Annotated in this window: 7 protein-coding genes and 1 tRNA gene; 3 read left to right on the top strand and 5 right to left on the bottom strand. The window is 62.8% G+C overall.

Annotated elements, in window-relative coordinates:
* Positions 1-4: 4 nt before the first annotated feature.
* The 4 genes from CFB17_RS02760 to CFB17_RS02775 all read right to left on the bottom strand — a co-directional run bounded on the left by CFB17_RS02760 (position 5) and on the right by CFB17_RS02775 (position 2,226).
* Positions 5-355, bottom strand: coding sequence for a response regulator (locus CFB17_RS02760; RefSeq protein ID WP_207761897.1), 351 nt, complete (start codon positions 353-355; stop codon positions 5-7).
* 221 nt (positions 356-576) lie between these two features.
* Positions 577-1,362: a YoaK family protein gene (locus CFB17_RS02765; RefSeq protein WP_088559833.1), complete on the bottom strand. Its 786-nt coding sequence runs from the start codon at positions 1,360-1,362 to the stop codon at positions 577-579.
* Positions 1,363-1,494: 132 nt separating this feature from the next.
* Positions 1,495-1,722, bottom strand: coding sequence for a hypothetical protein (locus CFB17_RS02770; protein ID WP_207761898.1), 228 nt, complete (start codon positions 1,720-1,722; stop codon positions 1,495-1,497).
* Positions 1,723-2,141: 419 nt separating this feature from the next.
* Positions 2,142-2,226, bottom strand: a tRNA-Leu gene (locus tag CFB17_RS02775).
* 629 nt (positions 2,227-2,855) lie between these two features.
* On the opposite strand from CFB17_RS02775, the gene CFB17_RS02780 reads away from it, so the two are divergent.
* From CFB17_RS02780 to clpB, 3 genes are all read left to right on the top strand, one after another.
* Entirely contained in the window at positions 2,856-4,094 is a 1,239-nt protein-coding gene (locus CFB17_RS02780; RefSeq protein WP_165769386.1) for an efflux RND transporter periplasmic adaptor subunit, read from the top strand.
* A complete protein-coding gene (locus tag CFB17_RS02785) occupies positions 4,091-7,300 on the top strand; it encodes an efflux RND transporter permease subunit (protein WP_088559835.1) in 3,210 nt (1,069 codons plus the stop codon). The genes CFB17_RS02780 and CFB17_RS02785 overlap by 4 nt, the downstream gene beginning before the upstream one ends.
* A gap of 223 nt (positions 7,301-7,523) precedes the next feature.
* The gene (clpB, locus tag CFB17_RS02790) at positions 7,524-10,112 is read left to right on the top strand and encodes an ATP-dependent chaperone ClpB (RefSeq protein WP_088559836.1); all 2,589 of its coding nucleotides are present in this window, start codon (positions 7,524-7,526) and stop codon (positions 10,110-10,112) included.
* A 177-nt stretch (positions 10,113-10,289) separates the two neighbouring features.
* Here clpB and CFB17_RS02795 read toward each other — a convergent pair whose 3' ends face one another.
* Entirely contained in the window at positions 10,290-11,651 is a 1,362-nt protein-coding gene (locus CFB17_RS02795; protein WP_165769387.1) for a peptidoglycan DD-metalloendopeptidase family protein, read from the bottom strand.
* Positions 11,652-12,257 lie beyond the last annotated feature (606 nt).

Consider the following 12,257-nt stretch of genomic DNA (forward strand, 5'->3'; position numbering starts at 1 on the left):
GCCTTCAGGACTTGGGAGCTAGCGCCGTCTGCAGCAGGCGTTTCAAGTCGCTGCGCAGGAAAGGCTTGGGCAGGATGGGCTGGTCGACATACTCATCGTCGAGGTCGGCCGCGTTGTAACCGGTGGCGAAGGCAAAGGGCACGCCTTTGCTCTTGAGCTTGGACGCGACCGCATAGCTATCGGCGCCCTTCAGGTGGACATCGAGGATCGCCGCATCGAAAGTCGCGTTATCGATGCGGTTCAGTGCCTCGTCGACCGAACTCACCGGCCCCTCGACCTCATGGCCGAGATCGCGCAGCAGGTCCTCCATAAGCATGGCGACCATGGCATCGTCTTCGAGAACCAGGATGCGCAAGGCGGCCCTCCCAAGGTCGTGCGACTGTGGCCCAAGACCGCCGCGCGACGATGATTGCAACCCGCAGACAGGCGATCATGAATTGTGGACGAGCAATGATATCGGGCTTCCTCGCCGAGGTCACCCGATCAGATGCAAGAATTTTGCTCTCTCGATGGCAAGGTAGAACCGGCCCTGAGACAGCTATAATGGTCGATCGGCAATCCTCGAAATGGCAGTCATTAGCCGGGCGACCGGCCCGCTTGGCCACCTCGCGCCATTGCCGTGCTTCCGGTTGCCTTGCTTCCGGGGGCAGCCGCCTGACGATGGCTTTGGGCGATCGCCCAGGCGCCGACAGCGGCCAGGACAAGAGCGCAGAGCATCAAGAGATAGCTGCCGACGGCACGATAGACGACGACTCCGAGGATCCCGCCGACCAGGAACGACAGCAAGGTGGAGGTATGCAGCCTGAGATTGCGCATTTGCGCCTCGGCGTCCTTGTCCACGCGGCCGCGGAGAAAATCGAGCGCCGCCGCCAGTTCGATGCCGATATCGGTCGCCATGCCCGAGACATGGGTGGTGCGCACCTTGGAGCGCGAGACCCGGGTCCCCACGGCATTCTGAAGGCCCATCAAGAAGGCCAGACCCAGGACCATTACAGGCACGTGTAGATCGGTGAGGAACCACAGATCCGTACCGCCTAGAGCGGCCAGCAGTCCCGCCTCCAGCAGGACGCAATAGCCGTAGATGCTCCTCATCCCGCGGCGACGTCCGGCGCTGATCACCAAAGCGATGGCGCTTGAGCCCAGGATGAATGTCAACATGACCGAGGCGTAGAAGGTGGCCGAGGCGAATTCACCCAGGGCTAGATGGTGCGAGAGCGTCGAAAGATTGCCCGTCATGTTCGCCGAGAAGAAGCCCACCGCATAGAAGGCTGCAGCATTGAGGGCGCCAGCAACGGTAGCGAGGCAGGATCCCAGGCCGAGATCGAGGATCTCGTGACGTTCATCGCCCTCTCGAACCAGCATCGTACGCTTTCATTCGCCAACGCATCGCCACGTGCGTTTGCTACGCCAAAACGCGCCTGCTGTCTGCGCGAACCGGTACAGCGAAAACCCGCGACCACGCTTGCATAAGTAAGGCTGTCGCAAGGGTTGGCCTTAGTCCTGTACGAGTGAAGCCACGTCGATCAGGAAGCGATAGCGCACGTCGCCACGTACCATGCGATCGAAAGACTGGCTGATCTGATCGATCCTGAAGCTTTCGGTTTCCGGCAGGATGTGCAACCTCGCGCAAAAATCGAGCATCTCCTGCGTGTGGGCGATCCCGACGGAGGGCGATCCGGTAATCCGGCGGCGGCCCAGGATGAGGGGATCCAGCTGGGTCATAGGGCGAGACGTCATGCTTCAATTGGTGACGGCAGACCTGCCGACAATGTCGCCAGATTATCTAGGGCGCACCCGCGCATAGGCGCGCTTCGGCTATTCCCCATCCGCGACATCGCCATGATCCCGGGCGGGCGCGGATCGCTCCGAGGAAATCGTGGCTGCCCAGGAGGGGAGGGCGAAGTACTCTGGTCAGCGGCGGTCATGCCAGCCTCGGACTCCAGCCAGCAGGAATTTCTGACTTAACGTTATTCCAGCGAGGGCAGATTTGCGCTCTGAACGGCACGCGCGGCGGCCCTGCACAGGGTGGAGCACATGCCGCAGGCTCCAAGCATCATCGGCCGACTGCCGTGCGGAACTGGAGGACTACTCGCTCAAACAGAGCAAGAACGGTGCAGGATAAGGACTGTGCGGGACAAGAATGGTGCGGGTGGTCGGAATCGAACCGACACTCCTTTCGGAACCGGATTTTGAGTCCGGCGCGTCTACCAGTTCCACCACACCCGCACGATGCCAACCCCGTGCGTGCAGCGCATCTGAGGATAGCTGACGGCTCCTATATAGAACCCGCGAACGAATTTCCAGTCGCTAGAACGCAGTAGCCTCGCGTCATTCAGGCGCTCGACCAGCTGCTGATCAGCATAGGACCGTCCGGCTCCGCAGAGTACCTGGCAGCGGTCGGGCGGCCGGGCGATTGCCGACGTCATAGGCCACGTCCAAGCGCCGCCGAGGTCGCCCCCGCGCGGCCCGAAGGGGTTCGGGCAGGTGCTAGCGGCCTTGAGGCAAGCCTAGGTGGAGCGTCGGATCGTCGCAGTATGTGGATGAGGTAATGCAGCTATCGCTTCGGCGGGCGAGCTTGCTCGTGGCCGTCGAGGAGGGCCGGACGATGTTTTGTGACCTTACGAAGCTCGTTTTGGACGGGCTTGGCCTATCTATTTACTAGCCCGGGTCCAGATTGCCCTCAGGCTTCTTGGTCCAGCGGCCTCGAGACGGGGCGCATGGCAGTTGGCGACATGTCTTGCCTTCCTGATCATCCATTGCCATGCCTCTGCCTACAATCGTTGTCAAAAGGTGGACGGATCGGCGACTGCCGTATAAAGGCAATCGCCGGCCCTCAAGGTATGAAAGCGGAATTCATGAGATCTGCGTTCGCCAAGCTCGTGCTTGCTGGCTCCATGCTCATCGGTGTTGCCGGATGCGGGGAGCAGAAGCAGCAGGCTCAGCAGGCGCCCCCGCCTGTCGCTGTCGGCGTCGTGACGATCAAGCCCGCGCCTGTGACGGCAGGCTTCAACTTCATCGGCCGCGTCGAGGCGATCAACACGGTCACCATCAGGGCGCGTGTCGAGGGCTATCTCGAGAAGCAGAATTTCGTCGAGGGCCAAGAGGTCAAGAAAGGCGACCTGCTCTTCAGCATCGAAAAACAGGTCTATCAGGCGCAGGTCGCGCAGGCTCAAGCGCAGGTCCTGAACAACCAGGCGGTCCTGGCCAATGCCGAGGCGGAGTTCGCGCGCTCGTCCTCGCTGGTTCGCAACAACAACATCTCGCAATCGACGGTCGACAGCGACCGGGCTGCCCGCGACCAGGCGATAGCCCAGGTTTCGCTGGCCCAGGCCCAGGCCCAGCAGGCGAAGATCAATCTCGGCTACACCGACATCTACGCGCCGATCGACGGCAAGATCGGTGCCGTGAATTATGACGTGGGCAACCTCGTCAATTCGTCGAGCAATCCGCTCGTCACCCTGGTCAGCCAGGACCCGATGTACGTGACCTTCCCGGTCAGCGCCGTGCAACTGGCCGACATCCGCGATGACCGGCAGCAGGGCGGCGGCGATCTTTCGAAAATTGAATTCGTGCTGACGCTGGCCAACGGCAAGACCTATGCCCATACGGGCCATTGGAATTTTACCAGCCCGCAGGTCGACCCGCAGACCGACACCGTGGTCATGCGGGCGACGTTCCCCAATCCCGACCGCGCGCTCATCGATTCTGAATATGTAAACGTCACGTTGCGCGAAAGCGAGCCGAAGATGCGGCTCCTGGTCCCGCAGGCGGCCGTGCAGACCGTCCAGGGCGGCTCGCAGGTCCTGGTCGTCAACAGCCAAAACAAGGTCGAGGCGCGTAGCGTCGAACTGGGCCAGGTCGTCGGCCCCATGCAGACCGTCACCTCGGGGCTGAAGGAGGGCGAGCGCGTCATCCTCGAAGGTTTGCAGAAAGCAAGAGCGGGCAGCGACGTGAAGCCCACCGAGGTTGAACCGCCGAAAGGTGCGCCAGCGGCGAGCGGCGGTAGTGGACAGGGTGGTGATGGCAAAGCGGCCGACCAGAGCGGCAGCGCCAAAGACGGCAAGAAGGGTAGCGGCCAGGGGACGGCAGAATGATTTCGTCGGTCTTCGTCGATCGTCCCCGTCTCGCGTTCGTCATCTCCATCGTCATCACGATCGCCGGATTGATCTCGATGACGCAGATCCCGTTGGCCCAGTTCCCAGACGTGGTGCCGCCGCAGGTCAATGTGAGCACGACCTATCCGGGTGCCGACGCGGAGGTGCTGGAGGCGACGGTCGCTCAGCCGATCGAGCAGCAGGTCACGGGTGTCGACAAGATGCTCTACATGCAGTCGATCTCGGGCGCCGACGGTACGTACAATCTCACCGTGACCTTTCAGCTCGGCACGAATCCCGATATCAACACGGTGAACGTGCAAAATCGGGCCAGCCTCGCCGAGCCGACGCTGCCTGATGAGGTGACGCGCCAAGGCCTTTCGATCAGGAAGCGCAGCACAGCCTTCCTCTACGCGATTGCACTGCACTCGCCGAACCACACCTATGACGCGCTTTATCTTAATAACTACGCGACGATCTACATCCTGGATCAGATCAAGCGCCTGAACGGCGTTGGCGATGTCACGCTGTTCGGACCGCTCGACTATTCCATGCGGGTCTGGCTAAACCCGGATCGGCTGACCAGCCTCGGTCTGACTCCCACCGACATCGCCACCGCCATCCAGTCGCAAAACACCCAGGCCGCGATTGGCCGCATCGGTGCCGAGCCCATCCCGCCCGGCCAGCAGATCCAGATGAACATCACGACGTTGGGAAGGCTCACCAGCGTCGACCAGTTCAAGAACATCATCGTTCGCGCTGGCAATAATGGCTCGATCGTCCGTCTGGGCGACGTTGCTCGCGTCGAACTGGGGTCGAAGTCCTCCGACCGCTACACGCGCTATGATGGTTCAAGCGCCGCCGCGTTCGCCGTCTATCTGGCCCCCGGTGCCAACGCGGTGGCGGTCGGCAAGCTTGTCACCGCGCGGCTGAACGAGCTCAAGCAGAGCTTTCCGCAGGACATGACCTATAGCGTCATCTTCGATTCGACCATCTTCATCGGCGCGACGATCGATGAGGTGATCAAGACGCTGCTTGAGGCCTTCGTTCTGGTGGCCATCGTCGTGTTTCTTTTTCTCGGCAAGCTCAGGACGACGATCATTCCGCTGCTGGCCGTCCCCGTGTCGGTCATCGGTACCTTCGCGGTCATGCTCATGATCGGCTATTCCGCGAACACGATCTCGCTCCTGGCCCTCGTCCTAGCGATCGGCATCGTCGTCGATGACGCCATTGTCGTCATCGAGAATGTCGAACGTGTTCTCGAGGAGGACGAACATCTCTCGGTAGCGGACGCCACCAAAAAGGCGATGGGTGAGATCACCGGCCCGATCATTGCGATCACGCTGGTCCTGCTCTCGGTCTTCGTCCCGGTGGCTTTCATCCCGGGTCTATCGGGCGAGCTCTTCCGCCAGTTCGCGGTCGCCGTGTCGATCTCGATGCTGATCTCGGCGCTCAACGCATTGACGCTGAGCCCGGCCCTTTGCTCCGTGCTCCTCACGCGCGGCCATGCGAGCTTCAAGCCCATCCAGTGGGTCCTGAAGGGCATCGACAAAGCAACGAACGGGTACGCGGCGGTCGTAACGCGGCTGGTCCGGGTCTCCATCATCAGCGTGTTTATCATTGGCGGCATGGCAGCGCTGTCCTGGTTTCTCATGCAGCGCACTCCAGGTGGCTTCCTGCCGGACGAGGACCAGGGCTTCGCCTTTGCCGTCGTCCAATTGCCATCCGGCGCCTCCGTGCAGCGGACGACGGCTACGGTGGAGCGGGTTGAGAAAATCATCCGCGATGATCCGACAGTCGAGGCGCTCCTTTCGGTCGTCGGCTACAATTTCCTAGATTCCATCGCTCAGTCGAACGCTGCCTTCTTCGTCGTCCGGCTCAAGCCTTTTGAGGAGCGGCTGGAACCCGACCAGAAGGTGCAGGCCTTCATGGCGAGAATGCGCAGCCAACTGGCCGCCGTTTCGACAGGGTATGCCGCGGTCTTCAACGTCCCGCCTATTGTCGGTCTCGGCTCGACCGGCGGCTTCGAATACATGCTTGAGGATCGTAGTGGTCGCAGCACGCCGCAGTCGCTGGCGCAGGTGATGAATGGTTTGGTTGCGGCTGCCAACAAGGATAGCCGCCTAGCCGCCGTCTTCAGCACGTACGCCGCCGACACGCCGCAGCTTTACTTGAACATCGATCGGGACAAGGCCCAGGCGTTGGGTGTGCCGATTGCCAACGTGTTCGCTGCGCTGCAGACCACGCTCGGCTCCTACTACGTCAACGATTTCAACCAGTACGGACGTACTTGGCAGGTCAACATCCAGGCCGAGGGCCAGTTCAGAACCGATCCCAACGACATCAACCGCATCTATGTGCGCAACTCTTCCGGTGGGATGGTGCCGATGAGCTCGCTTGCGACCATCAACACCAAGCTAGGCCCCCCCGGTATCACCCGGTTCAACGGCTTCCGTGCGGTCAAGGTCAACGGCAGCCCGAGGCAGGGGATAAGCTCAGGCGAGGCCCTGAACGGCATGGCGGAGATTTCGCAGCAGGCGCTACCTGAGGGATTTGGTTTCGAGTGGACAGGCACGGCGTTGCAGGAACTGGAGGCGGCGGGCAAGACGTCGATCGTGCTTTCGGCAGCCGTCCTTTTCGCCTTCCTCTTTCTCGTGGCGCTCTATGAGAGCTGGATGATCCCGGTCCCGGTACTCCTTTCGGTCATGACGGGTGTCCTCGGGGCGATCCTGGCCATTCAACTGACGGGCCTGAGTTTCGACGTCTACGCCCAGATCGGCCTCGTGGTGCTGATCGCGCTGGCCTCGAAGAACGCCATTCTGATCATCGAGTTCGCGAAGCTCGAGCGCGAGAGCGGCAAGAGCATCATCGATGCGGCCATCAATGGTGCGCGACTGCGGTTCCGACCGGTGATGATGACCAGCTTTGCCTTCATCCTGGGCCTCTTGCCACTGGTTCGCGCCGTGGGCGCCTCGGCGGCGACGCGGCGCGCCGTCGGCACGCCGGTCTTTGGCGGCATGATCGCCGCGTCCTTTGTCGGCGTCTTCCTCATCCCGATGCTCTACGTCGTCTTCCAGCGCCTGCGCGAGTTCGGCAAGCGCAAGCTCGGCGGCGGTGACCAGAGCGGAACGAAGCCGCAAGCGCCGCATGGCGGCTCGCGGGCGATCGGCGCCAATACCGGCAGCGCGCCGGCATCGGGCATCTAAACACCAAGAGCAGCTCGGCATCCGTTGCCGAGCTGCTCGCCTCCGACCAACTCCCCCTCGCCGTCGCCGGGCCGCGCACATGATCGATGGCGGGCCTGAACGTTGAAGGCTTGTTTCGCCCGCCGCCTTTCCCACATGATCCTCGCGATCGGAGGATGCCGGTTTCCGGGTTCTCCAATCCTGGTCGCAGGTCTGCTCGCATGAGGGACGGAGAGGTCGAATCATGGATTTTGAGAAGTATACGGATCGTGCGCGAGGTTTTGTGCAGTCGGCACAGGGCCTGGCTCTGCGTGAGAACCACCAGCGATTCCTGCCCGATCATCTTTTGAAAGTGCTCCTCGATGACGAGGAGGGGTTGGCCGCCAACTTGATCCAGGCGGCCGGCGGCGATGCGAAGCGCGCGCGGAGCGAGGTCGAGCAGGCGCTGGCAAGGCAGCCCAAGGTCGAGGGCAGCGGGGCGGGCAATCTCTACCTCGCCCCCGAGACGGCCAAGCTGTTCGATCAGGCGCAGCAGATCGCCAAGAAGGCCGGCGACAGCTACGTGACGGCCGAGCGTCTGCTTCTGGCGATCGCACTCTCCGACACTGATGCCGGCAAGGCGCTCAAGGCCGCGAACGTGACGCCGCAGGCGCTCAATGCCGCCATCGAGGAAGTGCGCAAGGGCCGGAAAGCCGAGACAGCGTCGGCCGAGGAAGGCTATGACGCCCTCAAAAAATACACGCGTGACTTCACGGCGATGGCCCGCGAAGGCAAGCTTGATCCCGTCATTGGCCGCGACGATGAGATCCGTCGCGTCATCCAGGTGCTCTCGCGGCGTACGAAGAATAATCCGATCCTGATCGGCGAGCCTGGCGTCGGCAAGACAGCCATCGCCGAAGGCTTGGCGCAGCGCATCATTAATGGCGACGTGCCGGAATCGCTGAAGGATCGGCGCTTGCTCTCGCTCGACCTCGGCGCCCTGATCGCCGGCGCCAAATATCGGGGCGAGTTCGAGGAGCGGCTGAAGGCGCTCCTGAGTGAGATGGCGCACAGCAAGGGCGAGATCATCCTGTTCATCGACGAGATGCACACGCTCATCGGGGCGGGCAAGGCGGATGGCGCTATGGACGCCTCCAACATGCTCAAACCCGCCTTGGCGCGCGGCGAGCTCCACTGCGTCGGTGCCACGACGCTGGACGAGTATCGCAAATACATCGAGAAGGACGCGGCGCTCGCCCGTCGCTTCCAGCCCGTGTTCGTCAGTCAGCCGAGCGTCGAGGACGCCATCTCGATCCTGCGCGGCTTGAAGGAAAAGTACGAGCTGCACCATGGCGTGCGTATTGCCGACAATGCGATTGTCGCGGCGGCCACGCTTTCCAATCGCTATATCACCGACCGCTTCCTGCCCGACAAGGCGATCGACCTTGTCGACGAGGCAGCCGCTCGCAAGCGCATGGCGATCGACAGTAAGCCGGAAGCGATCGACGAGATCGATCGCCGCGTGATGCAGCTCAAGATAGAGGAGGCGGCCCTCAGGAAGGAGACCGACAGCGCGTCGAAGGAACGGCTGGCGAAGCTGGGCAAGGAGATCGCCGAGCTTGAGCAGCGCTCCGCCGAGATGACCAGCCAATGGCAGGCCGAGAAGGACAAGCTCGGCCGGGTGACGAAGCTCAAGGAGCAGCTCGAGCAGGTCCGCAACGACCTTGCGCGCGCGCAGCGGGCCGGTGATTTCGAGCAGGCGGGCAAGCTTGCCTATGGCGAGATTCCAGCACTCGAACGCGACCTCAAGGACGCCGAGGCCAACCAGGACAAGCAGGTTGGTACCGAGGCGGTGACCGAGCAGGATATCGCCCAGGTCGTGGCGCGCTGGACGGGCATTCCCGTCGACCGGATGATGGAGGGTGAGCGCGAAAAGCTCCTGCAGATGGAGGAAAAGCTGGCCAGCCGTGTCGTTGGCCAGCCCGATGCCGTCCGCGCCGTAGCCAATGCCGTTCGCCGCGCCAGGGCCGGGTTGCAGGATCCACAGCGGCCGATCGGCAGCTTTCTCTTCCTGGGCCCGACGGGCGTTGGCAAGACGGAGCTCTGCAAGGCACTGGCGGCGTTCCTCTTCGACGACGAGCAGGCCATGGTGCGGATCGACATGTCGGAATACATGGAGAAGCATGCGGTTGCGCGCCTGATCGGTGCCCCGCCCGGCTATGTCGGCTATGAGGAGGGGGGCGCACTGACCGAGGCGGTCCGCCGCCGACCCTACCAGGTGATCCTCTTCGACGAGGTCGAGAAGGCGCATAACGACGTCTTCAACGTCCTTCTCCAGGTCCTGGACGATGGTCGTCTGACGGACGGGCAGGGGCGCACTGTCGATTTCCGCAACACGATCATCGTCCTCACCTCCAATCTTGGCGCCGACTATCTGGCGCGCCTGCCGGAAGGGGCGCCGGCCAGACAGGCGGAAGCTGAGGTGATGTCCGTCGTGCGGACCGCGTTCCGGCCCGAGTTTTTGAATAGGCTGGACGAGATCATCCTCTTCAACCGGCTGGGCCGGGCGCAGATGAAGGACATCGTCCTCATCCAGTTGGGCAATCTGCGCCGGCTGCTCGACGAGCGCCGCATTCAGCTCGACCTCACCGACAAGGCCAAGGAATGGCTGGCCGAGGCGGGCTATGATCCGGTATTCGGCGCAAGGCCGCTCAAGCGGGCGATCCAGCGCAACCTGCAGGATCGGCTGGCCACCATGATCCTGGATGGCCGCGTGCATGATGGCGATCGCCTCCTGGTCGAGGCCAGCGGCGACGGTCTCGAGATCGCATTGGAAAATGCCAAGGCTGCCTGATGATCGCGACCGAGGGACCGCTAATGCCGCCCCTCGGCATTCTTGATCAGGAGGGCTGAGGCCAGGCCGGAGTCAGCGCGACCAGAAGACGCTACCCGCGCCACCCGGTCATCTCCTGAGCCCTCCCCGCCCGCCTCGGGCAACGCGAGGCGGGCGGGTTACAATAGCGCGCGACCATCAAGGCGTGTTCTGGGCGACGAGGGTGTGGCCAGCCTGATCGATCTGCCGGTCGATCGCGAGCTTTTGCTGACGAAAACGCCTGAGGTCGGCTCCGGAGAGCTGGGCCTGCTCGATGGTCTTGACCGAAAGCGGATTGATCTGCGTGCCGTCGACCAGGATCTCGTAGTGCAGGTGCGGACCGGTGGCGAGGCCGGTGGCACCGACATAGCCGATGATACTGCCCTGCTTGACCGTGTCGCCACGTTTCAATCCACGGGCGAAACGCGACATGTGGCCATAAGCTGTCGCATAGTCGGCGTTATGGCGGATGCGAATGTAATTGCCATAACCCCTGCTGCGGCCGACGAACTCGACCTTACCGTCGCCAGCTGCGAAGATCGGTGTGCCGGTCGGTGCGGCGAAGTCCACGCCCTTATGCATGCGCGTGTATCCCAGCACCGGATGACGCCGACTGCCGAATGTCGAGGAGAGGCGTGCACCGTCGATCGGCGTGCGTAGCAGCCATTTGCGCAGCGGGCGGCCATTTTCATCCAGATAGTCGCTGGAGCCGTCGTCCCGCTCGAAGCGGTAGGCCCGGGCCATGCGGCCATTCACCTCGAGTGCCGCATAGCGGACGAGACCGAGGCCCGCCGGGTTGCCATCCGCATCCGTCATGTGCTCGTAAATGGCGGCAAAGCGATCGCCCGGCTGGATGTCTCGCTGGAAGTCGACGTCCCAGCTGAAGAGCTTGACGATGGCCGGCACGGCGGCGGCTGGCAGGCCGGATGCTGCCGCCGCCTGATAGAAGGAGCCGCTGACCTCGCCCGTGGCGACGGCTACTTTGCGCTCGAGCGGGCGTTCCACTTTGTCGATGGCAAATCCGCCGCTGGCGCGGCGAAGCCGGAGTGACTGGCGGGCGTCTATGTCGAACGTGAGCGTCGTCAGCTGGCGCCCGCCCGTCGGTGATGCCTGGCTGCCGATCTCGATCGTCTGGCCCTCGCGCAGACGGCGCAGATCGAAGGACCGGCCAAGAGTATCGAGGGCGGCAGCGGTGTCGGCGTCGTCGATTCCCTGAGCGGCAAGGATGCTGCCCAGCGTATCGCCGCCTTCGAGAAGGACCAACTGATTGGGTCGCCCCGACGCGTCCACGGCCAGTGTATGCACCGAGAGGTTCGCTTCGGGTGGCACGGGCTCAGCCGCTACCGGATGGATATCTGACGGATGGGCCAGGGCAGGCTCGACTCCCGGATTGCCAGATAGCGCCGGGGAAGCGGGGGCTGGCAGGGCCTGGATGGTCGATGCCTGGGCGCGCGGGATGAAAGGCGGCGGCGTGGCCAGACTGGCCCCGTCGGTTTCGCCGGCAGCGAATGGGTGGGTCAACACGGGTGCCGCCAAGCAGCTAGCGGCAAGCACAGCGTAGGCAAGCAGACGACGTTCGCGTCGGCCCGCGGATGGCATGACAGGGGGCACGTCATCGACCTCTCATTTTTTGGGCGACGTCGGGGCGGGGTCAATTCGCAGGGGGCAAACCCGCGACCATCGCCTGCCGAAGCATCGTCCTGTTCTCCTCGAGCCTAGTTCTTTGCAGGACGCCCTATGGGGTGTCAAACGCCGATTTCACTTGACATGTGCTCTCCCGTCAGCCGGCCACCTACGTGGAGGGCGGCTATGAGCGACGTGGTCGAGCGCGGGTGCATTTTTCTCCCCCATCCCTCTTGCGTTGGGTGAGAGTGGGGGATAGATAGCTCCACACCAACGCGGCGGTACTCGCTGCCGCGAAGGAAAAAGTCGTCTCCTGAAAATGAACCGGATTGAGGTTCATCTTCGAAAAGAGAACTCGAGGGAGTTCGCGGGGTTATCCTTTAGGGGGTGGTCCTGTTGGAGGCGCGCCTGTTCTTTTGACATCGTGATGATGATGAAATTGGAAGGGATGTGCAGGCGGCGGTGACGTTGTCTTGCATATTCTGGATGGTCTTGGGGTTTATC

The sequence above is a fragment of the Arboricoccus pini genome (assembly GCF_900187945.1).
GTDB lineage: Bacteria > Pseudomonadota > Alphaproteobacteria > Geminicoccales > Geminicoccaceae > Arboricoccus > Arboricoccus pini.